We start from the raw sequence: 25,113 nt of genomic DNA, 5'->3' as shown, positions 1-25,113 counted from the left end.
ACTATACATAGTAATCATTTAAGGCAAAGCATTATACCCAAACCATCGCAAAATGCGAGTGCCAGCAGTACCTGTCGGGGACTAAATATATACCCCGACTTCTGAGCAAACATTTCTTTTGATACACTAGCTAAAGTTGAAATTTATTGGTTGATTTAATGCTGTATTTAGGTTGTCCGCAGTGGTCTAGCACCGCATGGAAAGGAAATTTGCTCTCTAGTCACTGTAAAAGCGCCGACATGCTCAGTGAGTATGCGCAATGCTTTAATTCAGTCGAGGGCAACACCAGTTTTTATGCTGATCCAAGTCATGAGTCATTATTACGCTGGCATGATGCGGTACCCGAAGACTTTAAATTTACGTTTAAGTTTCATCGGCGTTTTAGTCACGAATTACAGCTGACGAATATAAATAGTGAGCTTAATGCATGGCTAAACTTATTTGAGCCAATTTTTGCTAAAACGGGGCAAATTATGTTGCAGCTACCCCGCGCCTTTGGCCCAGATGCTCTACCCCTGCTTGCTAATTTTATTGCACAACTCCCCAAGCAACTTAGTTACGGTGTAGAAGTACGTCACCCCGGCTTTTTTAATAAGGATGATGCTGAGATTCGTTTAAATCAGCTGTTAATTGAAAATAATATAGATCGCATCAGTATGGATACCCGCGCTTTATTTGCTGTACCCGCCGATACCGATGCACTCATTGATGCGCAAAAGAAAAAACCTTATTTACCTGTGCATGCCATTGCAACAGGAAATCAGCCTATGCTGCGCTTTGTGATTGCCAGTCTTGAACATGAATACAAGTCGTATTACCAGCCATGGCTGAAAAAAGTAAAGCAATGGCTTGATGAAGGAAAATCACCCTATTTGTTTTTTCATACCGCAGATAATCGCCAGTCACCACTTTTAGCAAGACAGTTTTGCCAAGATTTAGGTTACAATCACCCCGTAATAACGCCTTTTATAGGTGAACGCGAAGCAAGCCAAAGCAGTTTATTTTAGCGCCCGATTTATCAGAGAAAATATGAAAGATTACAGCCGTTATTTTCAAGGTTACCCGCCCCATATCATTGAGCAAGTGTTACAGCTATTTAATGGTGACAGAGCCGCAAAATACCTTAAAGGCAAATACCCTGATGCGCATAGTATTACCAGCGATAAAGCTTTATACAATTACGCCACTGAACTAAAAAAGCGCTACCTTAAAAATGCCCTGCCTTTTGGCCGTGCCGCATTCAAAAAGCAAGGCGATATGGTCACAAATGCCTTGGGGACCCATACTTTTCGTATGCAAGGTAAAACCAGAAAACACGATCTTGCCATTAATAGCGACCTACTTCGCGCACCTGAGCCACTTCTCAAAGCACTCGTCGTACACGAGCTGGCTCATTTTAAGGAAAAAGACCACAACAAAGCCTTCTATCAACTTTGCTGCCACATGGAGCCGCAATACCATCAACTAGAACTGGATTTAAGAATATTCAGTGTGTTGGTAGGTGAAGGGAAAAATCCGTACTAAGCGCAAAGCTTATAGCTGTAAGTCTTAAGCTTTAAGCTAGCACTTCTTAAACTTGAAGCTTTCAGCTTGTAACTTAGCGCTATATTTCTGTAACCTCAAACCTTCTTTGCCCTATTAGCTGCCCAGATTCGGTAACCACTTTAACGACCCATTTTCCTGCGGCATTTGCAGGGAAATTCGTTTTATGGCTCCACGCTCGATAGCCCTCTTTACGACCACCAGAAATATCCAAGGCTATGCGGTCAACTTCTTTTCGATTATGCACCCAAACGTGGAAGATTTTTTCATTTAAACCTCGCGGTGCTTTTACCGCACTAAAACTATATAGACCGTTTTCATGTAAGCTCTGCTCAGTGAGTTCTGTTATTGGCGAAAGCGGTTTACGAGCTTGTGGATCTAACTGATATGACATACTCATATCGGTTAAACGCAGTGCTGCAGGTGGCACAAAACTACGTAATTGCCAAAGCCCTGCACTTAAAGCACAAAGCAATAACACCAATAACGGGAAACGCCACCATTTAGCATTGGGCATCAAATTGCCAAGACTGGGGACCGTTAAAATAACCGCTGTTATTAGTGCAATTTCAAAACTTTGGCTGGTCGTTAACTTTAATAAAATAGGCAAGGTAACCGACAGCACGACAAACAAAGAAAAGCTATGAAACACACTAAACCAGACACTGTGCCTTGCAAGCTTTTTATAATAGAGAGGATCAACAACAGAAACGAACGCGCAAAGAATAATTAAAGCGGTAAACGCGGCCTGACCATGGTCCCAAGTAGTCACCGCCAAGAAGAATGGTAAAGCAAAAAACAAACTTTCTTGCTGCACAACTTGCAGCGCAAAGCGCATCACGTTGGGCGACACCGCCACTCCAAAACGCTCCTCTACTTTATCTCTTAGCCAGTTATCTATTAACAACCACAACCAAGTGACTAATAACAAAATAGAGATAAGTTGCGAAAACGATTCTTTTCGTTCAACAAAGACATAGCTTGCCACACCACTGCAAAAAGCCAACACCGCCATCAACCCCGGCCGCTTCTGCATCATGAAAACAAATTTAGTTATAAAGTTTTTTAAGTAATTCATGCAATCATCAAATCCATTTAAGGCTTTATGAGTAAAGCATAAATTGGATGAATGTAGGCTTTAAAACGAGCTTTAAGTTCTAAGTTTTAAACTGTAAGTTTTGAGCCAAGACTAGTTACTCAACCGCATCGATTATGAAGGTTCGTAAATAACAATTTGACTCAACCACCAGTTAAGTTCATCGTCAATTTGCCATGCCTCACATGAATTCAGATGTTTTAAAATTACCTGCTTATCAGACTGGCAACTAACTGCTTTTAATACAAGGTTACCATTTTCCCAAAGTGTTGCTCTTGCTATAAGGCCATTGCCCTTAATTTCAATGTATTGAGCTTTAGTTGGCTCACCCAATTGAGCAGAAAGAACCACCTTGAGATTTTCAATTGTCAAAATTTTAGATTTTGAATTTCTCCAATTTTCTAATTCTTGTAGCACTATTTTCCTCAACCTAAGAATGTAAGCAATTGCTACCAAGCACTATTTTTTATACCAAGGTAGCTTACAAGGCCCTTAACCTAATGAGTCAAAGCAAATTTCCGTGTAACTCTCATGTGAAATACCAAGGTTAAATTTTCCATACTCAGCTTGATTAGATTCGCTATCTTCAAGCCAAAGTTGTTTTGCTTCTAACAAATCAGAAATATTATCAATCTCTCGGACTCCATTAAGTACAACATGTAAAGTCTCCGATTGAGTTTGGAATGTCACAAACACTTGAAATTCACTCCCAGAGCGTTTTAACTTCACTTCATCGACTATAACATCTTGGTATATGTGATTAAATTTCAATTCAATTGCCTATTGAGTTATTTCAGTAGATTAATTTATGTATTACACACCAAAACATTAACTTAACGAAAGCTGCAAAACCATATTTCAAACTTAGGGCTTAGTACCCTCAATTGAATTTCAGCGTTGAAATAAACTCAACATAAAACACTAAGTGCTATAGCCTTTTAAAAACAAAAAAGCGCGGTCTGACCCGCGCCTCTATTTTTTATCTGACGGCTGAAAGCTGATGGCTGACAGCTCATGCCGTTGGGTTTCGCTACGCTCTACCCAACCTACGTAAGCTGTTACAAACCAAGTTCTGCCATAAAGTCATCATCTGCATCGTCTGCTTGTGATGATGCTTTTTGCTTTTCAGCTTTTTGTTTAGCTTCATTTTCGATGATGTCATCTGGGTCAACGGCTTCTGAAATATCAAAGTCATGTAGTTTGATAAATTCAGTTTTATCCATCGCAAGCTCTAGATAGAAGATATTTTGCTTCGCTGTAGTGAATGTCACACGGCGTGCTTGTGGTCTATCCATGGTGGTATCAACAGAAATTTGCACCTGTTTGTTAATCGCCATCATCTTAGGTTGGTTTTGCGTAATAGAAGTATGCAGTTGGTCGCGTACTTTTGACGTAAAGTCACCAACGATTTGGTTCATCAGCTCGCCGAGTACGTTTGCCACATCATCTGATAAATGGCTTTGTGCAATTTCGTCTTCTGGCATACCCATGTTGCGCATGTAGTCATGGTAAATTTCCATGGCTGCTTGCGCTGTGAAGTTTGTTACCACAAGACCGGTAAAGCCACCATCGAACAATACAAAACAGCCAATATCTGGACGCATACAGGTGCGGGTGATTTTTTGAACCATGGCAGAATAACTAATACCGTTACCGCTTGCTGAAGACAGAACTCCAGTCACTGAATGACACAGAGTTGATAAGATATCTTCTGTACTGATCACTTTGCTTTTTGTCATTAAACTTCTCTTTTTTGTACTTGTTATTGATAATTCTAGCCAAGCTACTGAATTTATCACTGACTATCCAGTTAAAAATGCTAAAATAGCGGTATTATTTTTTAAAGAGACTGTTCACGTGACGCAAAAAGACAGTATTTATGCCACTGAGCAAGCGGTTAAAGACTTTAGCTTTGACCAACATGTAGTAGAAGTTTTCCCTGATATGATCCAGCGCTCGGTGCCAGGTTATGCAACTATTGTTAGCACCATGGGTAAGCTGGCTGGTGAGTACGCGCAAAGCAATTCAAACCTATACGACTTAGGCTGTTCACTTGGTGCTGTAACGTTAAGTATGCGCCGCAATATTCGCACTGATAACTGTAATATCATTGCTGTTGATAATTCAGAAGCGATGGTTGAGCGCTGTAAATTACATTTACAAGGTTTTCGCTCTGACGTGCCGGTCACGGTTACACTGGGTGATATCAACGATTTAGCTATCGAGAATGCCTCTGTGGTCGCGATGAACTTTACACTACAGTTTATTCCACCTGAAAAGCGCCAAGCGGTGCTTGAAAAGATTTACGCAAATTTAAAACCAGGCGGTGTTTTGCTGCTGAGCGAAAAAGTTAGAGGCGAAAATGAGCAATGCGATAATTTGCTCATTGATTTACACCATGATTTTAAACGTCATAACGGCTATTCGGAGCTTGAGATCAGCCAAAAGCGTACGGCTATCGAAAATGTCATGCGCCCTGATCATTTATCTACCCACTTAAACCGATTAAGTGAAATTGGTTTTAGCCAAACGCAAGTGTGGTATCAATGTTTTAACTTCTGCTCGATGATTGCAATCAAGTAATCATCACAACGATATAAAGAGTATTTCATGTCTCAATGGTTTAACCAATTTTACGCTGCGATTGCACAAAGCCCTCTTAGCCACTGGCTCGAAACTTTGCCAGGTCAATTAAAGCACTGGGAACTAGAAGCCAGCCACGGTGATTTACCGAAATGGCAAAAAGTGCTGAAAAACTTACCTGACGTAAGCACAAACCATGTGAATCTTCAGGATAAAGTACAAATTGGCACCGGTGATGAGCTATCTGAAGGTCAGCAAAAACAGTTAACGCATTTATTAAAGCGCATGATGCCATGGCGTAAAGGGCCATTTAGCTTACACGGTATCGAAATTGATACTGAGTGGCGCAGTGATTGGAAATGGGATCGTTTACTGCCTCATATCGAACCGTTAAAAGGCCGCACTGTGCTTGATATTGGCTGTGGCTCAGGTTATCACTTGTGGCGCATGCGTGGTGAAGGCGCAAATTTTGTGGTGGGTATCGATCCATCTGATTTGTTCTTATGCCAATTCCAAGCGATAAAGCATTATCACCAAGATGAAAACGTGCATTTATTACCATTAGGTGTTGAAGCTCTGCCAGAGCTAAAAGCATTCGATACAGTATTTTCAATGGGTGTTTTATATCATCGTCGTTCACCTATCGACTTTTTAGCGCAATTAAAAGCACAGCTTCGCCCTGGTGGTGAGTTAGTCCTTGAAACACTGGTTGTTGAAGGTGATGAGCACACAGTTTTAGTGCCAACTGACCGCTATGCGAAAATGCGTAATGTATGGTTTATCCCAAGCACCGCGGCATTAAAACTATGGATGGAGCGCGTTGGCTTTAAAGATGTACAAGTTAAAGACTGCGCAATCACAACGCTTGAAGAACAACGTAAAACCCAGTGGATGGAAAACGAATCATTAGTCGACTTTTTAGACCCAAATGACACCAGCAAAACCATTGAAGGTTACCCTGCCCCTCTTCGCGCTATTTTAACCGCGAAAGCTTAACAAATAGTGAGAAGTTTCGAGTTTCAAGGTTAAAAGTTCATTTGCCTGATACTTTTGCCTTGGAACTTGAAAACAAAAAACCGGACAACTGTCCTTGTCAAGTCGGTTAAAGTGATTTTTCAACTAGCCGCGCCAGTGCAATTGTTGTAAAATACGCGCGTTTCTAAGCAACCCACATGCAACTTTTTTGAGGAAAACCTGTGAGCGAACAAAAACAGTCTCTTAGCTATAAAGACGCGGGCGTAGATATCGATGCCGGTAATGCACTTGTTGAGCGTATTAAAGGCGTAGTTAAAAAAACCAGACGTCCTGAAGTAATGGGCGGTATCGGTGGTTTTGGCGCACTTTGCGAACTACCAACTGGCTATAAAGAGCCTGTACTGGTTGCTGGCACAGACGGTGTTGGTACAAAACTACGTTTAGCAATCGATCTTAAAAAGCACGACACAGTGGGTATCGACCTTGTTGCTATGTGTGTAAACGACCTTATTGTACAAGGTGCAGAGCCTCTATTTTTCCTTGATTACTATGCAACGGGTAAATTAGACGTAGATACTGCGGCTGATGTTGTAACAGGTATTGGTAAAGGCTGTGAGCTTTCTGGCTGCGCTTTAATCGGTGGTGAAACTGCTGAAATGCCAGGTATGTACGACGGCGAAGACTACGACATGGCTGGTTTCTGTACTGGTGTTGTAGAAAAATCAAAAATTATCGACGGTACTAAAGTTGCTGCAGGCGACCAATTAATCGCACTTGCATCAAGTGGTCCTCACTCAAACGGCTTCTCATTAATTCGTAAAGTTCTTGAAGTATCTGGCGCAGACACAAGCGCAGAGCTTGAAGGCAAAACACTAGGCGATCACCTTTTAGAGCCAACACGCATCTATGTTAAACAACTACTTGAGCTATTCAAGCAGGTTGATGTTCACGCGTTATCTCACATCACGGGTGGTGGTTTCTGGGAAAACATCCCGCGCGTACTTCCTGAATCTGCAAAAGCAGTAATCAAAGGTGATAGCTGGGAATGGCCTGTTGTTTTCAACTGGTTACAAGAAAACGGCAACATCACAACACACGAAATGTACCGTACATTCAACTGTGGTGTAGGCATGGTTTTAGTTGTTCCAGCTGACAAACTTGAGCAAAGCTTAACAATCCTTAAAGATCTTGGCGAAAATGCATGGCATATCGGTGAGATCCAAGATGCGAAAGCAGGCGAAGAGCAAGTAGAAATTTTAGGTGGTCGTGACTAATGACCCCTTGTCGTCTTGTTGTATTAATTTCTGGTAGCGGTTCAAACCTTCAAGCCATCATCGACGCGTGTGCGCGTGGTGATATTAAGGCCGAAATCGCCGCTGTAATTAGTAATAAAGCCGACGCCTATGGCCTTGAACGAGCAAAAAATGCAGGTATACAAACACGTGTACTTAGCCATAAAGATTTTGACTCGCGCGAGGCCTATGATGCTGAGTTAATGGACATTATTGACAATTTTGAACCAAATCTAGTTGTATTAGCTGGTTTTATGCGTATTCTTACTCCTAGCTTAGTGCAAAAATTTAAGGGAAAAATGTTGAACATTCACCCTTCTTTGTTGCCTAAGTACCAAGGGCTGAATACCCACCAACGAGCGATAGATGCAAAAGATGACGTTCATGGTGTTAGTGTTCACTTTGTCACAGAAGAGCTAGACGGCGGTCCCGTTGTTCTTCAAGCCAAAGTGCCGGTACTCGAAAACGATACCGCAGAGACACTCGCACAACGTGTTCATCAGCAAGAACATATAATCTATCCATTGGTGGTCAAGTGGTTCAGTGAACAACGACTCAAGATGGAAGCAGATTATGCAGTTTTTGACGAAAAGAAACTTCCTGCACACGGCGCGCACTACCCAGAATAAAAATCTAAGTGCCCTACTCGCTTGTGTGGGCACTTTATTACTTCCTACCAGTGTTTTAGCTGGCGATCTCACTCAATACCAAGCCAAATACGATGTACTTCGTAAAGGCGAAACCCATGGTAAAGCAGTACGCGAGCTGAAAAAAGCCGCTGACGGTAACTACGTTATCACCTATCACAGTGAAATCGAATGGATGATTTTTTCGGACTCACGAAAAGAAACATCCATGTTTACTTATCACGATCAGAAAATTTCTCCAATGAGCTACACCATGGAGCGCTCAGGCACAGGGCCTGATAAAGAATACAGCTTGAAATTTGATGCGGCGCAAAAACAAGTTCAAAGCAGCCAAAGTAAATATCCTCTTAAAATTGATTGGTCAGATGAATTTCAAGACTCACTGTCTTATCAAGTGCAAGTTCGCGAAGAGCTAAAACAAGGCAAAACGCAATTATCTTATCCACTTGTTGATAAAAAAGGCAATTTACGTAACTACAACTTTGAAGTTGTCGGCACAGAAATGATTTCATTGCCCATCGGCAATGTAGAAGCGATTAAAGTAAAACGTTTATACGATAACGACAAGCGTCAAGCACTCGCTTGGTTTGCCCCAGAAATGGACTACATGCTAGTTCGTATGTGGAAAGGTGAAAAAGGCGTAGAGCAATTTGAAGTGCAACTTAATTCATTTACCGTGACCACGCCTGTTAGTGTTCCAAATGAAGTGCAACAAGAAGTGAGTAATGAAGCGCCTGAGTAGCGCTTCATCTTTTATTTAAATCTTTTCGCCCATTTTAAACAGGGCAAACTCACCTGGCTCCATTTTCTGCCAGCGTTCATCATTAGTGAGTGGCCTTGTTGCAATCACAGTAACCACATCGTTCGGTGTGGTTTCTTTTTGAAAATCAACCACCATGTCTGCATCAATTAATGTCGCTTTGCCAAACGGCGCACGGCGTGTGATCCAATGTAGGTTATTGGTGCAATAAGCTAAAACGAAAACACCATCGGTAAGCAGCATATTAAATACGCCTTTTTCACGCAGTGTGTGGGCAAGCTTGGCAGCATAACGAAATACAGACGCCATATTTGATGGACGCTTTGGGTATTTTTCGCGAATTTTATCGAGCAGCCAACAAAACGCCAGTTCACTGTCGGTATTCCCCACAGGTCGATAGTAATCTGGTTTTAAATCATGATAATTCGATAATTGCCCATTGTGGGCATACGTAATCTCGCGTCCCCATAACTCACGAGTAAATGGGTGGGTGTTCTCAAGACAGACACGACCACGATTACCTTGGCGAATATGGCTTATCACCGAAATACTTTTTATTGGATAGGCTTTAACGAGTTTGGCAATTTCTGATTGGCAACTTGGCTCAGGATCTTTAAATGTACGACAGCCTTTACCTTCATAAAAGGTGATGCCCCAGCCATCTTTATGCGGGCCAGTATTACCACCGCGCTCTAATAATCCTGAAAAACTGAAACAAATATCCGTTGGTACATTGGCCGACATGCCAAGCAACTCACACATAGAACTCTTAACCTATAAAACTAATCGAAGGAAGGCATGATGGGCTGATCCCTGCCTGCGCTCATTGTTAAACATACCGCTAAGGATGGCAACTGCTATGCTGAGATTTTCAGAACTATCTGAGCAATTCGCAACTAATCTCTGCCGTCATGGTGCTGATTATAAGTAATTACTCAACAATTCCTCATCTGCTGTAAATGTTTTTGCACTGATAGCCATTTTTAAAATAATAAAACTCACCAAACAAGCCGTTTTAATCCTTGTTCCCCTCTTGATAATTCGCTTTTCTAGCGCTAATCTAAAAGAGGTGGTCTGACCTCTATTAAGGAATAATCAATGACTCTCATATTTTTACTTGGTTTACTCGTGCTGCTTAGTATTGCGAGTTACCACAGAGCAAGCTGGAATACCTGCTTAGGTATTGCCGTTGCGACTTTACTTGTTGGCACATTTGCTGGCGCGTTTGGCGCAATTAGTTGGCTACTATTCTTACTTATCGCTGTGCCACTTTCTGTGACTGGCGTTCGTCAACAATACATCATCAAACCTATCTTCGCTGCTTTCAAAAAAGTAACCCCGACTATGTCGGATACTGAAAAATCAGCAATCGATGCCGGTACTACGTGGTGGGAAGCGGATCTGTTTTGTGGTCGTCCTGACTGGAACAAATTGCACCAATACCCAGCACCTAAACTGACTATCGAAGAGCAAGCGTTTATTGATGGCCCAGTTGAAGAAGTGTGTAGCATGCTAGATGACTGGCACGCAACTCACGAACTAACTGATTTACCGCAAGATGTTTGGCAATATCTAAAAGATAATAAATTCTTTGCCATGATCATCAAAAAAGAATTTGGCGGTTTAGAGTTTTCTGCTTATGCACAATCATGTGTACTGCAAAAGCTTACCAGTAAATCGACGCTACTTTCTTCTATCGTAGGTGTACCTAACTCATTAGGTCCGGGCGAATTACTTCAACACTATGGTACTAAAGAGCAAAAAGATCATTACTTACCACGATTAGCAAGTGGTCAAGAGATCCCATGTTTTGCTTTAACATCACCAGAAGCTGGTTCTGACGCAAGTGCAATTCCTGATTACGGTGTTGTTTGTAAAGGTCAATGGAACGGCGAAGAAGTTGTTGGTATTAGCCTAACATGGAACAAGCGTTACATTACTCTTGCTCCTGTTGCGACTGTACTTGGTCTTGCATTTAAACTACAAGATCCTGACGGTTTACTAGGTGATGATAAAGAGCCAGGTATTACCTGTGCGCTGATCCCAACAGATACTCCAGGGGTCGAAATTGGCCGTCGTCACTTCCCGCTAAACGTTCCATTCCAAAATGGTCCTACTCGCGGGAAAGACATCTTCGTACCACTTGATTACATCATTGGTGGCCCGAAAATGGCCGGCCAAGGCTGGCGTATGCTTGTTGAATGTTTATCTGTTGGTCGTGCAATTACATTGCCGTCTAACTCAACAGGTGGCATTAAAACAATTGCGCTTGCAACAGGCTCTTACAGCCGTATTCGTCGTCAATTCCGTTTACCAATTGGTCAAATGGAAGGTGTTGAAGAATCAATGGCAAAACTTGCAGGTTACGCATATAGCTCAGATGCTGCTGTTAGCATGTCTACAGGGGCTGTTGACCTTGGTGAAAAACCATCGGTTGTCTCTGCGATTATCAAATACCACTTAACTGAGCAAATGCGTGAAGCAACGATTCACGGCATGGATGTTCATGGTGGTAAAGGCATCATGCTTGGTCCAAACAACTACTTAGGTCGCGGTTACCAAGGTGCGCCAATTGCAATTACCGTTGAAGGTGCAAACATCTTAACGCGTAACATGATCATTTATGGTCAAGGTGCAATTCGTTGTCATCCATTCGTGTTAACTGAGCTAGGTGCTTGTGCTATTGAAGACCGCGAAGAAGCGCTTGCAGTATTCGATAAAGCATTAATGGGTCACGTTGGCTTTACTATTTCGAACCTTGTTCGTACTAAGTGGTTAGCACTAACTAATGCTCGCTTCACAAGTACACCGTACAAAGACGAAACAGCTGAGTTTTATCGTGTTGCGTCACGTTTCAGTGCATCATTAGCATTAATGTCAGATATCAGCATGGCGGTATTTGGTGGTTCATTAAAACGTAAAGAGCGTATCTCTGCACGTTTAGGTGACTTACTAAGCTACTTATACCTTGTATCTGCAACACTTAAACGTTACAACGACGAAGGCCGTAAAAAAGAAGATTTTGCGCTTGTTCAATGGAGCTGCCAAGATCACCTTTACCACTGCCAACGTGCACTCGCTGACTTAATCAATAACATGCCATCTGCACCACTACGTGCAATGCTAAAAATCATGTTATTCCCATTCGGTCGTCCAGTACGTAAGCCTACGGATAAGCTTGAGCACAAACTAGCTCACTTATTACAAGTACCAAGCGAAACTCGTAACCGTTTAGCTAACTACATTTATCTTAAAAACGAGCCACTTAACCTTGTTGGTCGTCAAGAGCAAACGCTTAAAGACATTCTTGAAGTTGAGCCTCTGTTTGACAAGGTATGCCGTGAAAAAGGCGTAAAACTGCCTTTCTTCCAGCTTGATAAAGTAGCGCAAATGGGCCTAGAAGCAGGCATTTTAAGCCAAGCTGAAGCCGACAAACTAGCTGCTGTTGAAAAAGCCCGTCTTGACGTTATTAACGTTGACGACTTTGACCCAGCAGACTTAGTTGCAGGTAATGTTGCCCGCGGCGAGAGCGAAAAAAAAGCAGACGCCGCTTAAGCTAGCAAAACAATTCCAATTGTTATGAAAAACCAAACCAGCGCAAATTGCGCTGGTTTTTTTGTTTAAAAACCCTCTAGCACATTTTTTGTCCCTAATTGATTACATGATTTGTAACAAATATCGAACGGGTAAAACTTGCGTTTAGATTATGAACAGGCAACACTTGATAACGAAAAATTAACAAGGAATAATTACAATGAAACCGAGTTTTCAACTAGCTGCCATTGCATGCGCGCTTAGCCTTGCGCTTGCAGGATGTTCTCAATCAACCCCACCAACAAGTAGCACCGAAAGCGTGCAACAAAGCCAAACTGTTAAACAGTATGATGCTGAAACCTTTTTTGATACAACCTCAATTATGGGCAGCAGCTTTTCACCGAAAGGCGACAAAATACTCGTTAGCAGTGACGAAAGCGGCATTTATAGCCTGTACGAAGTAGATATAAAAACCGCCAAAAAAACCCGCTTAACAGACTTTGAAGACAGTACTTATGCTGTGGCTTATTTCCCTAAAGATGAGCGCGTACTATTTACTAAAGACTCAGGCGGTAACGAGCGTTATCACATCTACGTTCGCGAAACAGATGGCACAGTTAAAGATCTTACGCCAGGTGAAGAAACCCGTGCAGGATTTGCAGGCTTCACAGAAGACGGTAAACACTTTTTTATAACCAGCAATCAGCGTGATGCTAAGTTTATGGACCTATATCGTGTTGATGCTAATAGCTATGAAGTAACGCCTGTTTATCAAAATACTATGGGGCTAGATGTCGGTGCGATCAGCCCTGACGGCCGCTTTATTGCTTTATCGAAAAACAATTCGAACAAAGACAGCGATGTTTTTATTCTCGATACGCGTAAAAAAACACTGAAACCAGAGCTCATTACCCGTCATGACGACGACGCTAAATATGGCCCAGAAACCTTCTCAAGAGACAGTAAATCATTATATTACTCAACCGATGCCAAAGGTGAATTTGCAGAGGTGTGGCGCTATGACTTAACGACCGGCGAGCACAGCCCTGCCCTCAAAGATGAGTGGGATGTGAGTTTTATTTACTTCTCTAAATCTGGCCGTTATCAAGTAAGCGGTGTTAATGCTGACGCAAGCACTAAAGTGTCGATAATTGATACCACAACAGGTAAAGGTATTGCCATGCCATCGCTGCCAGCTGGTAACTTACGTGGTGTGAACTTTTCAGCTGATGAAAAGACCATGGCATTTTATTTAAATTCAGATACCTCGCCAAGTAACCTATTTGTGTGGCAACTCGGTGAATCAAAAGCTAAACAATTAACCAACACATTAAGTGATGCCATTGATCAAAATGACTTGGTTGAAAGCACAATTGTGCGCTTTAAAAGCTTTGATGGTTTAGAGATCCCTGGGGTTTTATATAAGCCTAAGCAAGCTAATAGCAACAACAAAGTACCAGCTTTAGTTTGGGTGCACGGCGGTCCTGGCGGCCAAAGTCGCACAGGATATAGTGCAATGCAGCAGCATCTAGTCAATCATGGTTATGCCATTTTTGCAGTTAATAACCGTGGCAGCTCAGGCTATGGTAAAACCTTCTTCCATTTAGATGATAAAAAACACGGCACTGACGATTTACAAGATATTGTTTACGGTAAAAAACACCTACAAAGCCTAGATTGGGTTGATGCTGATAAAATTGGCATCATGGGGGGCAGCTATGGTGGCTTTATGACCGCCGCAGCACTTGCCTTTGAACCTGAAGAGTTCAAAGTAGGCATTAATATATTTGGTGTAACAAACTGGGTTAGAACCTTAAACTCGATTCCACCATGGTGGGAAAGCTTTAAAAAGGCACTGTATGATGAAATGGGCGACCCAGCGACAGATGGTGAACGTCACCGTGCCATTTCGCCACTATTTCATGCTAAAAACATCACCAAGCCATTAATGGTGATCCAAGGTGCTAACGACCCACGCGTTTTACAAGTTGAAAGCGATGAACTTGTTGCCGCTGTAAAGGCAAATGGTGTGCCTGTTGAATATGTATTATTCGATGATGAAGGCCATGGTTTTACTAAAAAAGAAAACCGCATAAAAGCCTCAAATGCATACCTTGAGTTTTTAAATACCTACTTAGATAAGTAGCAAAATTGCATAAAAAAGCCGGTATCTATACCGGCTTTTTTATGCAAAACACCTGTATAGAATCAAAATTCAGCAGTTTATACAGCACTGTATAAAACACTGTATAGCTTTAATGGTAAATTTTTCACCTTTTCCCCACCTTCAAATTAAAATCACAAATCACTGTTTTATAACAATTAAATTATTTTAATTAAAATAAAACTGAATCATTGGTTAAAAAATAGCAAAAAAGTACTTGCGCAAAAACACTGTATAAACTACTGTATACACATACTGTATAAACAACCAGTGAGTGAAAGTTATGTTACAGCCAATTACCTTAAGAACAGTTAAAAGCTACCAACAAGATAACGACAAAGCGTCTGTTAATTTAATTCAAATTGAAGACGAAATTTCAGCAACTTTTGAGCTATTAAAAGTATTGCATCATTACAATAGCCAAAATGCATGGACACTATTAATTGCTCCTGATCATGTTCCTAGTAAAGCCTTACTAGATTCATGTTCGATTGATACCAGCAAACTTCTTGTGATCAGACAAAAACATTTAGTTAATCTTGAGTATGTTCTTAGTTCAGCATTACATAACGGTAATTTTGCTGCTGTGATCACATGGACAGATATTGTAAACAATCATCAACTTGATTCGATGAACTTAAACCTTGAGCAGGCATCTGCTAAATTTTATTGTTTTACAAAAAGCGCTCAATTAAACAATTTAGTACCGCAGCCACAATAGGCTTGTTAAAATAACAATTTATAGTTTTAGGTAAGTTGTTATGACATCACTCACACACTCCCTTTGTCCTTGTGGCAGCGAATCGACTTACGAGCTTTGCTGCCAGCCTTTTCATACAGGTGCAAGCCAAGCTGATACCCCAGAGCAACTTATGCGTTCTCGTTTTAGTGCATACGCGCTAAAAGATGCAAAATATGTATTTAGTACTTATGCACAAAGCCAGCAAGCCGCGAACCCGGTTCGCGAAATTAAAGATTTTGCTAATAGCTGCCGTTTTACCAAACTAAGTGTTTTAGATACTGAACATAATGATCAAGAAGGTTTTGTAGAATTTAAAGCTAATTACTTTTACCAAAACTTGTATTGTGAGTTACACGAGAAGTCACGTTTTATTAAAGAAGATGGCCTTTGGCGTTACCTAGACGGTGATATAACGCCAGTTGCAGATATTAAAATTGGCCGTAACGACGAGTGCCCTTGTGGGAGCGGCAAAAAATATAAAAAGTGCCACGCTCTTTAATTATCATTAACCTGGTAAATCCAGTCTAAGGCTTGGGTAATCGTTGTTGGGAATACAGTTGCATGGCGTGCCTGAGGAATAACAAATAAATTTGTTGTAACCAGCGCGCCGCTTTGTTTAGTAATTTTAGCTGCTAATTGCCTTGCGCCCGACACCATTTTTTCACCTTCGCTTTCTTCAAGTTCGCCGATACCAATATACACTTTAGTTGCTTTACCTGCGGGTACGACATGCAAAGCTAAAAGGCTGTGCTGCTTAAACCACACTGAAGGACTGCCGATAATATAATTTGAAAAAAGCGAAGGCTCAGTGAATAAGGTATAAGCCGCAAATAAACCGCCAAGTGAGTTACCGACTAACGTACTTTTTTGGGTTGTTCTGAAGTCGGCCTCAATATAAGGCAATACAGTATGTTTTAGGTAGTTTAGATACTGACTTGCTACGCCAGTTTTACGCTGCCAATTTTTATCTTCAAATGGCGTATAGTCATAAATACGGCTATTAAGTCCAGATACACCTTTTTGATATCCTACTGCAACGATAATTACCTCTTCTATAGCCCCAGAATTCATCATAAAGCGACTAGCACCAGAGGTAATTGGCAAACTGTAGTTTGCATCTAACAGGTAAACAACTGGGTAGCGCTTCTGGTTTTGCTTTTGGTAGCTGCGTGGCAACATAATCGTAATGGGTATTGGTTTTCGGTATGTTTATCTTTAAGTAACACAGTATTAGTACGTGGCAAAGTAAACGGCTCAGCATGGCTTACATCGCTCACGCCCAAAACACTGATCACAAAAACGAGCAATATATAAGGCATAATTAATCCTTTAGCCACTTCTTAATTGGTAACAGCCACTCATCTTTTGGTTTATAAAATGCACCATGGGAGAGCCCTGTATTAATGCTTATTTCTTCGAACTTGGTTACGTCACTTCTATCAATTAAAAATTGGCAAGAGCCAACCTGATCTGAGCGCTCAAAGATAGAATACACCTTGCCATAAGCCTTAACTGATGTGTGATTTTTTATAAGGCCTGCACATCCTGCCAATATAATTAAGTTGATATGTGTACGTTTAAGTTCATTAGCTGCTAGGATCGACAATGCACCGCCCCGTGAAAAACCAACTAAACTAATGTTCGACTCGGCAACACCGGCACTGATCAATGCTTCAATATCTGCAGCGAGTTTCTTCGCAAACGCAAAAGGTTCAGTGTCTTTTGGCCTGTGATACGCAATTAAATGATAACTCTCATCTGCCAGTGCTTCTTTTACAGCCACAAAATCATAAACCCCAAAGGTTTTGTGAACAGGCTTAGGGTTTGTCCCTTCAACGATAAAACCATGTGAATAAAAAACGTAGTGACCATGCGGGTCAATCTCTGTTGGAAACTGGCTGTAAATAGTGCCAGCGCAAACAGGCAAAACCCAGCATGCACAGAGTAAAATTACGGTACGTATCACAAGCATTCCTTTAAAAAATCACATTACACCTAATAGAAGATAATAACACCTTAAAAAATAATATCTTAGCAAAAAACTAAACCCTACTCTCAGTAATTTTAATTAAATATCAAGTTACTAATCGCAAGCTGTATCACGATTTAAACTGCAAGTTTCAACTTGAGGTAAATTCATGGAATTTTATAGTTAAACTATAAAATTCCACATGACAACGCTGTCAATTATTTATAAAAAGGCGTATTGTAAAAAAGCAGTTAAAATAACTGCATGTTTTAGACGTCTAGACGTTGAAAAAATAAATTCTAAGGCGTAGTATGTTCGTAATCTGAGTTAGACTCACATTTTCCATGAGATTTTTTAAAGATGATTGATATAAAGCACCTAAAAACCATAGCGACCCTTAAAGAAACAGGCTCTTTGGTCAATACCGCCCGTGAGTTGTTTTTAACTCAATCGGCTTTATCGCATCAAATTAAAGATCTCGAGAATAAGTTAGATTGCCAGCTGTTCGAACGTAAAACACAGCCTGTGCGTTTTACTCCGCAAGGTATGCTACTTCTGGAGCTTGCTAATGAAGTATTACCTCGTGTTGAGGCAACAAAATGTCGGTTAAAAGAAAGCCTTAACCAGCCAATCTCAAATTTACGTTTAAGCGTTGAGTGTCATGCCTGCTTTCATTGGTTGCTCCCAACCATCAAAGAATTCAATAATTTTTGGCCTGATATTAAAATTGATTACGAGCGCGGCTTTAGTTACGACGCCATTCCAGATTTAATTAATGATGAATTAGACCTAGTGCTGACTTCTGATATTCGTGAACCCGATCAACTTGAGTATGCTCACTTATTTGATTTTAAATTAAAACTAATCGTTGCACCGGATCATGAGTTGGCAAAAAAAGCCTATGTCACCGCCCTTGATTTAAAAAACGAAACAATTATTTCGTACCCTATTCCCCGTGAGCGCCAAGACATCTTTAAACATTTTATTCAAAATGCACGCTTTGATGGCACGCTTAAAACGGTTGACCAAGGCTTATTGATATTTCAATTAGTGAGTGCAGGTATGGGGGTTGCAGCATTACCAGACTGGCTAGTCACCCCTTATGAAAGCCAAGGGCTCATTAAGTCTATTCCGTTAGGTGCACTAGGCCTTACTCGCCCTATGTATTTAGCAATGAAAAAGAATATGAAAGATAACCCAGTTTATCGCCACTTTTTAAATACATGTAAGCAAAATAACGGTCGCTAAAGCAATGCAAAATAACTAACATAGCTGCATCTGTTAAAGACAATAGTGTTGATACATGTTTGAAATTAAAAAGATCATTGGCTCATTATTAATGCCCCTGCCATTGCTCGGGCTGCTTACTTTAGTGATGGTATTTTTAGCCATTACACATAAACGCAAAGCACTCTATTTTGGCTTTGTTAGCATTTTAACTTTAATGCTGATAAGCACGCCATTTATTGGTCAATCACTGATAGCTGCAAGCAATAACCCAGCCTGGCAATTTAACCAAGCGAAACAGCCTAAACTCGATAATATTGTGGTACTTGGCTGCTCTATAATGCCCAACCCACACCTTCAAGCAAACCACCAGCTAGGCGATTGTGCGCTTGCTCGATTACTTGAAGGTGTTAAGCTTGCCCACCACTACCCAAATGCCATCCTCTATGTATCAGGAGGCGGTTTTGCTAATACCACCAATAGCCAGCTCATGTTAGAAACAGCAAAAGCGCTTGGTATCTCAGCAACAAGAATTAAACAAAACCCTCTCGCTATGGATACCGCAGAAGAAGCGAAACGACTTGCCATTTATTTAGTCGATAAAAAAACTGCCTTAGTCACCTCAGCGAGCCACATGCCGCGAGCGAAAGACTTATTTAATGCACAAGGCATTGATGTGATCCCAGCGGCAACCGACTTTAAAGATTTTAGTCAGTATCCAACGTACAAACAGTTTATACCTAACATTGCAGTACTTGTTGCAGTGACCAGAGTAGCGCATGAGAAAATTGGCAGTGCATGGGTGAGTGTGCGCCGCTGGATTGATCCAGAGGCGCTGTAGAACAATCAGACTGGATTGTCGATATCGATAAACGTTACATCAAAACCGTGCTGCTCAGCTAAAAGCTCGCCTAAGGCTTTAATGCCATAACGCTCAGTAGCATGGTGACCAGCTGCAAAAAAGTCGATATCTTGCTCGCGTGAACTATGAATCGTTTGCTCAGAGGCTTCACCTGTAAGATAAGCATCAATTCCTTGAGCAGCCGCAAAATCAATATACCCTTGTCCGCCACCTGTGCACCAAGCGATGGTTTCGATTTTCTCTTTTCTTACCAAACTAGTTAATGGTGCACGATTAAGTACTTGGGTTATTTTGGCGCTAAATTCTTCACCACTTAAAGGTGTTTTTAAACGGCCTTTTACCGGCACACTATTTGGACCAGATTCAAGCCCACCTGTGAACTCAATATCGAGTAACTTAGCCAGTTGCGCGTTATTACCAATTTCAGGGTGTATATCTAGCGGTAAATGATAGCCATATAAGTTAATATCATTATTTAAAAGCGCTGCAATACGGCGCTTTTTCATGCCCGTGATTGGCTGCGATTCCCCTTTCCAGAAATAGCCGTGATGTACCAAAATAGTATCTGCATTTTCTGCAATAGCAGCATCAATCAATGCTTGGCTAGCTGTGACACCCGTCACTATCTTTTTTACGTCGCTCGCACCCTCAACTTGTAAGCCATTTGGGCAAAAGTCAGCGATAGAATCAGGTTTAAGAATGTCGTTTAATAATTGAGTAAATTGTTTGCGTTGCATATAAAAATCGTCCTTCAACCCTCTATTTTGTGCAAATTTTGGCGTTTATGAGTGAAAAATGGAAGGAAAATCGCAAAAAATTGAAAAGTAAGCTGAAAATAGGTATAAATATATATTCTTAATCTGTGTTTACAACGTATAGGGTCTCTGATGAGCAAACTAGACAAAACAGAAGTGTTAAATGCCTTCGAAGCAGCATACGAAGCAGCGAATGGTAAGAAACCTGAAATCACAACAAAACCTGGTTGGTATAGCATCGACGGTGGCAAAAATATGCGCCTTGCTGATGTTGCAGCGCTGACTGAAGAGCTCACTTCTGGTAAAACAGCTGAGCCTAAAGCAGAAGAAGCACCTAAAGCACCAGCGAAAAAAACCAAAACTAAAACCGCTGCACCGGCTAAAACAGCTAAGAAAGCATCGTTCACTGTTGTTACAGCAAACGATGATGGTTACAAAGCTGAAGAGCTTTGGATTGTTAACCTAGCTGAAAAAGACCACGATTGTCGTTTACCGCGTGGTGTTGTGTAATCAAATTACACTTAGCAATTTTAAAAACCGCTACTCGTTAGCGGTTTTTTTATGGCTGTTCATTTGGCTAGTTATAACCCATTGGCTTAAATAGCCAAACAACACAATAAATACGGTTCCAATCAATACAGGCATCACTAAAAAGTCCCAGCTTTGCATAGATTGCATTATCAAAATTGGGTTTGCGCCTGCCGCTGGATGTACTGTGTCCGTCAACATCATTAGGCTAATTGCCAACCCTGTAGCTATAGCAATTTCAACAGGCCCTACACCGACATAATTTACAAATACAACGCCGATTAGTGCAGTTAAAAAGTGCCCACCAATAACATTCTTCGCTTTAGCTAAAGGGCTGTGTGGCACACCAAATACCAGAACCGCAGTTGCCCCAAATGGGGCCATCAACCACACCCCATAAATTCCTAATTGCTGTAAATAGGCCAATACAAAAATTGCCATACAAGCAAATATACCCGCAATGGCCGCCTTGCTTACTTTATTCTCCATAAAACCTCCAATAGGTAGACCGACTTGTCTACCCAGCAAATAGTAGACAAGTCGGTCTACTTCTGTCAAGCTATCATTAGTCATCTAATGAGGCCTTGTTATGGATAAACGAACACATATTATTTTGACCGCCCTGTCACTTTTTTATCAAAAAGGCATTCATAGTGTGGGAATAAACGAAATTATTAGTGTGGCGGGTGTCGCCAAAAAAACCATGTACCATCATTTCGCAAGTAAAGATGAGTTATTATTAGCGTGCCTTAGTGAGCGACATAACAGGTTTTTAAATTGGTTAACGCATGCCACCAGCAAGCTAACTACTGTTGAAGAATTTAAAGTAGCTTTGATCAGCTGCCATGAAGCTTGGTTTAATTCTGAGGTGACTGAGTTAGGTGATTTTAATGGCTGTTTATTTATTAACACTGCCGCTGAGTTTGCTGATCCTGCAAGCCCGATAAATCAAGCCTGCAAAGAGCATAAAATGGCAGTACAACAGTTAATTAAACAGCGTCTATCAGCGTGTGAAAACATGGAAAGCTCGCAGCTAGACTCGCACAGCCACTATTTGATGACGCTTATAGAGGGCATGATCTGCCAAGCAAAACTGGTAGGAATTAAACAGTTTCCTCATTTAAAGCAATAAATAAACAATAAAAAAGCGGCACAATGGCCGCTTTCAGTTTAGATTTTTGCTATGTTAGATTTTTTCAAAATATAACTTTTCGCGTTTTTTCTCACCCACTTCGTTCATGGTTGCAGCATCAAATAGACGACCATTGATCATGGTGTAATCGATTTTATCTGTATCACGAATGTTAGTTAGCGGGTTACCGTCAATAACAATTAAATCGGCAAGTTTACCCGGCTCAAGAGAACCGATATTGTTATCAAGGCCAATGTATTTAGCAGGATCTAACGTTGCTGCACGAATTGCTTCAAGTGGTGTCATACCACCTTGCGCAAACATCCAAATTTCCCAGTGTGCCGCTAAACCTTCACGTTGACCGTGAGCACCAAGGTTTACTAAAACACCTAAGTCTTGCAGCTCTTTAGCAACACGGGCATTGTTAAAGTGGTTATAGTGATGATCGGGCGCCTTAACACGACGCATTGAGCGAGGTAAAAGCTGATTCTTTGGTACAAACTTACTTAAGCGTGGGTGATTCCACACATCCGTCTTGTCGTACCAATAATTTTCACCCCAAATACCACCGTAAGCTACACCGAGTGTCGGCGTATAACCCACATCGCTTTGAGACCAAAGCTGGCGAATATCATCGTAAATATTAGCAACAGGAATTGAGTGTTCAATACCCGTATGACCATCAACTACCATAGTTAAGTTGTGCTGCAGTAATGAACCGCCCTCTGGCACAACCATCATTTCAAGCTCACGGCCTGCTTCAATAACTTGCTGGCGCTGTTCACGACGAGGTTGGTTATATGATTTAACACTAAACGCACCTACTTTCTTTAAACGCTCAAGATGGAATTTTGCATCTTCTAACGAGTCAATATGCGATGTATAACCTGGCATATTTGCACCATATAAAATGGTACCCGTTGAGAAAATACGAGGGCCGACAATCATGCCTGCTTTTTGCATTTCGCTTGCAGCAAAAATCTCTGTGGTGTCGTTTGATGGATCGTGAATCGTTGTCACACCTAACGCTAAGCCAGCTAAGTTCTTCCAGTTTTGCTGTGGAATGATCTCATCGCTGCCTTGCGAGCCGTGCGCATGCGCATCAACAATACCCGGCATAATCGTCTTGCCAGTTACATCAATTACTTCTGCACCTTTAGGAATTGCAACACTGTCTTTACTACCAACTGCTTTAATATGCTTACCATCAGTAACAATAACGCCGTTTTCAATAACCTGCTCACCGTTCATGGTGATAATACGCGCACCAGTTAACGCGAATACTGATTTAGGCTCCGCCATGGTTTTTGTAAAACCGATGTTGTCGCCGCTTTTAACTTTAAAGTCAGTCTCTGCATTTTGGTTAATATCAAATAAACCCGCTAGGCTTGCATGATATAACTCTGGGCCTAAGCTCCAATAAAGTTTATCGCTTGTGCCACTCCAGCTGATGTTTTCACCCGCGCGAACAGAAAGCTGCTCAATTGGGAATTGGCTATCTTTCGGGCCAATATTAATGGTTTTGCCACGCTCAACAAATGGCGTTACAAATACTTTAAAACGCTCTGCAAACGCTAAGTATTGGCCATCTGGTGATACTCTAAACTCTGTAGCATGTTCTGATTCGTAAAGTTTACGAACTTGCTTTGATTCAAGCTCAACAACACTTAATGTTGGTTTCGGCCAAGGGCTCATCACATAAATACGGTCATTCGCTGCACCAAATTGCGGCTGATATCCTGATTTAGTGATTAGCGTCGCTTTACCGCCTTTAGCACTTACTGAGTAAATGCCTGGCTCTAATGACCATGTTGGGTTAAGGATACTGCCGCCAGACGCTTTACGGTAAACAACTGTTTTGCCATCAGGGCTGAAAGTTGGCTCTACATATTTACCCGGCTCCTTAGTAATGGTATCGCCACGGCCACTGCGCGCAGATACAACACGTACTGAGCCCTGTTCGTTATCATCCCATGTGGTGTAAACAATCTTCTTACCATCACGAGAGAACTGCGGGAATAATTCAAAGTGGTCGTCTTGCTTAGTCAGGCGTTTTACTTTGCCAGACTCTAAATCACGTTTATAAATATGACCTAGCGCTTCAAATATAGCCGTTTCACCATCCGGTGAAATTTGTACATTACGCAGCATTTTCACATCAAAATTATCGCTATCGATGTTTTGTGTAAAACGCACGGCTTTTTGAATTTGCTTATTGGTCTCCACTTTAAACGGAATAGTCGAGACAGACTTATCATCCACGTCTAGCTTATGAATGGTACCACCCGCCCAAAAGACCAGTTGTTCGTTATCTGGCGTCCAAGCAATTGTTGGGTATACGCCATGAATAGCCCATGTCTCTTGCATATCTCGCTCAAGCTCGCCATACAGCTTGGTATGCTCACCGGTGTGAAGATCATATAAGTACAAGCTTGTTTGGAAATCATCGCGCTTAATATACGCAAGCTTTTTACCATCTGGTGAAGGTGTTGGTCGAATAGCCCCACCCATACCATCTATAATTGTTTCAATCTCGCCGGTTTCACGGTCATAGCGTTTAATTTTATAAATACCCGCTACAGAATCTTTAGAGTAATGGAATGTTTTACCCGGCGTTGCATCATGAGAAAAATAAACATAACGACCATCCGGTGAGAACATTGGCTCGCCTAAGTCTTTTTGGTCGTTTTCGCGTGCGGTTAGCTGTACACCTTTACCACCCGCTTTGTGGTAAAGCCATACCTCACCAGCCCCTAAAGAGCGGCTTGCTGTAAAGTGCTTACGCGCAACTAAATAGTCACCATCAGGGCTCCAAGCTGGGCTGTTTAACAAACGAAATGTTTCGTTCGTTACGGCTTTTTGGTTTTCACCATTTAAATCCATAACCCAAATATTGTCGCCACCTCCTTGGTCTGAAGTAAACGCAATGTGCTTACCATCAGGGCTAAAGCGTGGTTGCATTTGCCATGCAATATCACTGGTTAATTGCGTTGCTGTGCCACCTGACATTGGCATGGTATAAATATCGCCGAGTAGGTCAAACACCACTGTTTTACCATCAGGGCTAATATCTACGTTCATCCACGTGCCCTGCTCAACACTAATTTTAGCGTCTAGGAATTGGCCTTTTGGTGCGTCCACCTGCCACTTGTCGTCATTTGATTGCTCAGCTGCCGCCACTTGCCCAGTTAGAGCAAGTGAAATAGATACAGCGAGCGCTGTATGAAGCATTTTCTTCATTGAAATCTCACTTTTTATTGTTTTGCTTATATGCACACTTTTAAGATTGCACCAAATAGCATAGC

The 25,113-nt window shown here is 41.4% G+C and carries 25 protein-coding genes; 15 read left to right on the top strand and 10 right to left on the bottom strand.

Annotated features, from left to right (window positions below):
- Positions 1-158: 158 nt before the first annotated feature.
- Together EXT43_RS12105 and EXT43_RS12100 are read left to right on the top strand one after the other, a co-directional pair.
- Complete coding sequence (locus EXT43_RS12105) at positions 159-1,007, top strand: DUF72 domain-containing protein (RefSeq protein WP_130167072.1); 849 nt, start codon at positions 159-161, stop codon at positions 1,005-1,007.
- 22 nt (positions 1,008-1,029) lie between these two features.
- Positions 1,030-1,524, top strand: a complete 495-nt coding sequence (locus tag EXT43_RS12100) for a YgjP-like metallopeptidase domain-containing protein (RefSeq protein ID WP_130167071.1) — start codon at positions 1,030-1,032, stop codon at positions 1,522-1,524.
- 79 nt (positions 1,525-1,603) lie between these two features.
- Here EXT43_RS12100 and EXT43_RS12095 read toward each other — a convergent pair whose 3' ends face one another.
- From EXT43_RS12095 to EXT43_RS12080, 4 genes are all read right to left on the bottom strand, one after another.
- The gene (locus EXT43_RS12095; protein WP_165385102.1) at positions 1,604-2,620 is read right to left on the bottom strand and encodes a DUF5924 family protein; all 1,017 of its coding nucleotides are present in this window, start codon (positions 2,618-2,620) and stop codon (positions 1,604-1,606) included.
- A gap of 132 nt (positions 2,621-2,752) precedes the next feature.
- The gene (locus EXT43_RS12090) at positions 2,753-3,055 is read right to left on the bottom strand and encodes a hypothetical protein (RefSeq protein ID WP_130167070.1); all 303 of its coding nucleotides are present in this window, start codon (positions 3,053-3,055) and stop codon (positions 2,753-2,755) included.
- 75 nt (positions 3,056-3,130) lie between these two features.
- Positions 3,131-3,409, bottom strand: a complete 279-nt coding sequence (locus tag EXT43_RS12085) for a hypothetical protein (protein WP_130167069.1) — start codon at positions 3,407-3,409, stop codon at positions 3,131-3,133.
- A 287-nt stretch (positions 3,410-3,696) separates the two neighbouring features.
- Complete coding sequence (locus tag EXT43_RS12080) at positions 3,697-4,377, bottom strand: DUF3334 family protein (protein ID WP_063705977.1); 681 nt, start codon at positions 4,375-4,377, stop codon at positions 3,697-3,699.
- Between the two features lie 118 nt (positions 4,378-4,495).
- On the opposite strand from EXT43_RS12080, the gene cmoA reads away from it, so the two are divergent.
- The 5 genes from cmoA to EXT43_RS12055 all read left to right on the top strand — a co-directional run bounded on the left by cmoA (position 4,496) and on the right by EXT43_RS12055 (position 8,877).
- Positions 4,496-5,221 carry a carboxy-S-adenosyl-L-methionine synthase CmoA gene (cmoA, locus tag EXT43_RS12075; protein ID WP_130167068.1) on the top strand — a complete coding sequence of 242 codons (726 nt, stop codon included), beginning with the start codon at positions 4,496-4,498 and terminating at the stop codon, positions 5,219-5,221.
- 27 nt (positions 5,222-5,248) lie between these two features.
- Positions 5,249-6,217, top strand: coding sequence for a tRNA 5-methoxyuridine(34)/uridine 5-oxyacetic acid(34) synthase CmoB (cmoB, locus tag EXT43_RS12070; protein ID WP_130167067.1), 969 nt, complete (start codon positions 5,249-5,251; stop codon positions 6,215-6,217).
- 200 nt (positions 6,218-6,417) lie between these two features.
- Positions 6,418-7,470 (top strand): phosphoribosylformylglycinamidine cyclo-ligase, encoded by a 1,053-nt coding sequence (purM, locus tag EXT43_RS12065; protein ID WP_054551593.1) that lies wholly within the window; start codon positions 6,418-6,420, stop codon positions 7,468-7,470.
- Entirely contained in the window at positions 7,470-8,117 is a 648-nt protein-coding gene (purN, locus tag EXT43_RS12060; protein WP_130167066.1) for a phosphoribosylglycinamide formyltransferase, read from the top strand. Before purM ends, purN begins: the two co-directional genes overlap by 1 nt.
- Positions 8,062-8,877, top strand: coding sequence for a DUF3108 domain-containing protein (locus EXT43_RS12055; RefSeq protein WP_130167065.1), 816 nt, complete (start codon positions 8,062-8,064; stop codon positions 8,875-8,877). The genes purN and EXT43_RS12055 overlap by 56 nt, the downstream gene beginning before the upstream one ends.
- Positions 8,878-8,892: 15 nt before the next feature.
- Here the strand turns inward: EXT43_RS12055 and EXT43_RS12050 are convergent, their stop codons facing one another.
- Positions 8,893-9,657 (bottom strand): class II glutamine amidotransferase, encoded by a 765-nt coding sequence (locus EXT43_RS12050; RefSeq protein ID WP_054561775.1) that lies wholly within the window; start codon positions 9,655-9,657, stop codon positions 8,893-8,895.
- Between the two features lie 336 nt (positions 9,658-9,993).
- On the opposite strand from EXT43_RS12050, the gene fadE reads away from it, so the two are divergent.
- The 4 genes from fadE to EXT43_RS12030 all read left to right on the top strand — a co-directional run bounded on the left by fadE (position 9,994) and on the right by EXT43_RS12030 (position 15,834).
- Complete coding sequence (gene fadE / locus EXT43_RS12045) at positions 9,994-12,450, top strand: acyl-CoA dehydrogenase FadE (protein WP_130167064.1); 2,457 nt, start codon at positions 9,994-9,996, stop codon at positions 12,448-12,450.
- 199 nt (positions 12,451-12,649) lie between these two features.
- Positions 12,650-14,575 (top strand): S9 family peptidase, encoded by a 1,926-nt coding sequence (locus tag EXT43_RS12040; RefSeq protein WP_130167063.1) that lies wholly within the window; start codon positions 12,650-12,652, stop codon positions 14,573-14,575.
- 301 nt (positions 14,576-14,876) lie between these two features.
- On the top strand, positions 14,877-15,314 hold the full coding sequence (locus EXT43_RS12035) for a SulA-like leucine-rich domain-containing protein (protein WP_054551944.1): 438 nt from the start codon (positions 14,877-14,879) through the stop codon (positions 15,312-15,314).
- Positions 15,315-15,354: 40 nt separating this feature from the next.
- Positions 15,355-15,834: a YchJ family protein gene (locus tag EXT43_RS12030; RefSeq protein WP_055196855.1), complete on the top strand. Its 480-nt coding sequence runs from the start codon at positions 15,355-15,357 to the stop codon at positions 15,832-15,834.
- On the opposite strand, the gene EXT43_RS12025 is transcribed toward EXT43_RS12030, so the two are convergent.
- Together EXT43_RS12025 and EXT43_RS12020 are read right to left on the bottom strand one after the other, a co-directional pair.
- Positions 15,831-16,514 carry an alpha/beta hydrolase-fold protein gene (locus tag EXT43_RS12025; protein ID WP_205990960.1) on the bottom strand — a complete coding sequence of 228 codons (684 nt, stop codon included), beginning with the start codon at positions 16,512-16,514 and terminating at the stop codon, positions 15,831-15,833. The two genes, EXT43_RS12030 and EXT43_RS12025, sit on opposite strands and share 4 nt — an antisense overlap.
- Before the next feature lie 142 nt (positions 16,515-16,656).
- Positions 16,657-17,301 (bottom strand): alpha/beta hydrolase, encoded by a 645-nt coding sequence (locus EXT43_RS12020; RefSeq protein ID WP_240701496.1) that lies wholly within the window; start codon positions 17,299-17,301, stop codon positions 16,657-16,659.
- Between the two features lie 363 nt (positions 17,302-17,664).
- Between EXT43_RS12020 and EXT43_RS12015 the strand changes: the two genes are divergently transcribed.
- Positions 17,665-18,552, top strand: a complete 888-nt coding sequence (locus EXT43_RS12015; protein WP_054551603.1) for a LysR substrate-binding domain-containing protein — start codon at positions 17,665-17,667, stop codon at positions 18,550-18,552.
- Positions 18,553-18,607: 55 nt separating this feature from the next.
- Positions 18,608-19,372, top strand: a complete 765-nt coding sequence (locus tag EXT43_RS12010) for a YdcF family protein (RefSeq protein WP_063529261.1) — start codon at positions 18,608-18,610, stop codon at positions 19,370-19,372.
- Between the two features lie 5 nt (positions 19,373-19,377).
- Here EXT43_RS12010 and EXT43_RS12005 read toward each other — a convergent pair whose 3' ends face one another.
- A complete protein-coding gene (locus EXT43_RS12005; RefSeq protein WP_063529262.1) occupies positions 19,378-20,130 on the bottom strand; it encodes a Nif3-like dinuclear metal center hexameric protein in 753 nt (250 codons plus the stop codon).
- Positions 20,131-20,280: 150 nt separating this feature from the next.
- Here EXT43_RS12005 and EXT43_RS12000 point away from each other — a divergent pair, with 150 nt between their 5' ends.
- Positions 20,281-20,658, top strand: a complete 378-nt coding sequence (locus EXT43_RS12000; RefSeq protein ID WP_054561783.1) for a hypothetical protein — start codon at positions 20,281-20,283, stop codon at positions 20,656-20,658.
- Positions 20,659-20,688: 30 nt separating this feature from the next.
- Here the strand turns inward: EXT43_RS12000 and EXT43_RS11995 are convergent, their stop codons facing one another.
- On the bottom strand, positions 20,689-21,165 hold the full coding sequence (locus EXT43_RS11995; RefSeq protein WP_062564238.1) for an HPP family protein: 477 nt from the start codon (positions 21,163-21,165) through the stop codon (positions 20,689-20,691).
- A gap of 100 nt (positions 21,166-21,265) precedes the next feature.
- On the opposite strand from EXT43_RS11995, the gene EXT43_RS11990 reads away from it, so the two are divergent.
- Positions 21,266-21,808, top strand: a complete 543-nt coding sequence (locus EXT43_RS11990; protein ID WP_063529263.1) for a TetR/AcrR family transcriptional regulator — start codon at positions 21,266-21,268, stop codon at positions 21,806-21,808.
- A 54-nt stretch (positions 21,809-21,862) separates the two neighbouring features.
- Here EXT43_RS11990 and EXT43_RS11985 read toward each other — a convergent pair whose 3' ends face one another.
- Complete coding sequence (locus EXT43_RS11985) at positions 21,863-25,048, bottom strand: amidohydrolase family protein (protein WP_130167062.1); 3,186 nt, start codon at positions 25,046-25,048, stop codon at positions 21,863-21,865.
- Positions 25,049-25,113: the final 65 nt, after the last annotated feature.

The sequence above is a fragment of the Pseudoalteromonas sp. CO109Y genome (assembly GCF_004208935.1).
GTDB lineage: Bacteria > Pseudomonadota > Gammaproteobacteria > Enterobacterales > Alteromonadaceae > Pseudoalteromonas > Pseudoalteromonas shioyasakiensis.
The sequence above is the reverse complement of the archived record's forward strand: the minus strand, read 5'-3'. Positions and strand labels throughout refer to the sequence as shown.

Excerpts from the sequence above, each read along its gene's own strand:
- purN (WP_130167066.1), top strand. The coding sequence starts at position 7,470 with ATGACCCCTTGTCGTCTTGTTGTATTAATTTCTGGTAGCGGTTCAAAC.
- EXT43_RS12010 (WP_063529261.1), top strand. The coding sequence starts at position 18,608 with ATGTTTGAAATTAAAAAGATCATTGGCTCATTATTAATGCCCCTGCCA.
- EXT43_RS12100 (WP_130167071.1), top strand. The coding sequence starts at position 1,030 with ATGAAAGATTACAGCCGTTATTTTCAAGGTTACCCGCCCCATATCATT.
- EXT43_RS12025 (WP_205990960.1), bottom strand. The coding sequence starts at position 16,514 with ATGTTGCCACGCAGCTACCAAAAGCAAAACCAGAAGCGCTACCCAGTT.
- EXT43_RS12015 (WP_054551603.1), top strand. The coding sequence starts at position 17,665 with ATGATTGATATAAAGCACCTAAAAACCATAGCGACCCTTAAAGAAACA.
- EXT43_RS12035 (WP_054551944.1), top strand. The coding sequence starts at position 14,877 with ATGTTACAGCCAATTACCTTAAGAACAGTTAAAAGCTACCAACAAGAT.
- cmoB (WP_130167067.1), top strand. The coding sequence starts at position 5,249 with ATGTCTCAATGGTTTAACCAATTTTACGCTGCGATTGCACAAAGCCCT.
- EXT43_RS12005 (WP_063529262.1), bottom strand. The coding sequence starts at position 20,130 with ATGCAACGCAAACAATTTACTCAATTATTAAACGACATTCTTAAACCT.
- EXT43_RS12055 (WP_130167065.1), top strand. The coding sequence starts at position 8,062 with ATGCAGTTTTTGACGAAAAGAAACTTCCTGCACACGGCGCGCACTACC.
- EXT43_RS12050 (WP_054561775.1), bottom strand. The coding sequence starts at position 9,657 with ATGTGTGAGTTGCTTGGCATGTCGGCCAATGTACCAACGGATATTTGT.
- EXT43_RS11985 (WP_130167062.1), bottom strand. The coding sequence starts at position 25,048 with ATGAAGAAAATGCTTCATACAGCGCTCGCTGTATCTATTTCACTTGCT.
- fadE (WP_130167064.1), top strand. The coding sequence starts at position 9,994 with ATGACTCTCATATTTTTACTTGGTTTACTCGTGCTGCTTAGTATTGCG.
- EXT43_RS12030 (WP_055196855.1), top strand. The coding sequence starts at position 15,355 with ATGACATCACTCACACACTCCCTTTGTCCTTGTGGCAGCGAATCGACT.
- EXT43_RS12095 (WP_165385102.1), bottom strand. The coding sequence starts at position 2,620 with ATGAATTACTTAAAAAACTTTATAACTAAATTTGTTTTCATGATGCAG.
- EXT43_RS12080 (WP_063705977.1), bottom strand. The coding sequence starts at position 4,377 with ATGACAAAAAGCAAAGTGATCAGTACAGAAGATATCTTATCAACTCTG.
- EXT43_RS12105 (WP_130167072.1), top strand. The coding sequence starts at position 159 with ATGCTGTATTTAGGTTGTCCGCAGTGGTCTAGCACCGCATGGAAAGGA.
- EXT43_RS11995 (WP_062564238.1), bottom strand. The coding sequence starts at position 21,165 with ATGGAGAATAAAGTAAGCAAGGCGGCCATTGCGGGTATATTTGCTTGT.
- EXT43_RS11990 (WP_063529263.1), top strand. The coding sequence starts at position 21,266 with ATGGATAAACGAACACATATTATTTTGACCGCCCTGTCACTTTTTTAT.
- EXT43_RS12000 (WP_054561783.1), top strand. The coding sequence starts at position 20,281 with ATGAGCAAACTAGACAAAACAGAAGTGTTAAATGCCTTCGAAGCAGCA.
- EXT43_RS12040 (WP_130167063.1), top strand. The coding sequence starts at position 12,650 with ATGAAACCGAGTTTTCAACTAGCTGCCATTGCATGCGCGCTTAGCCTT.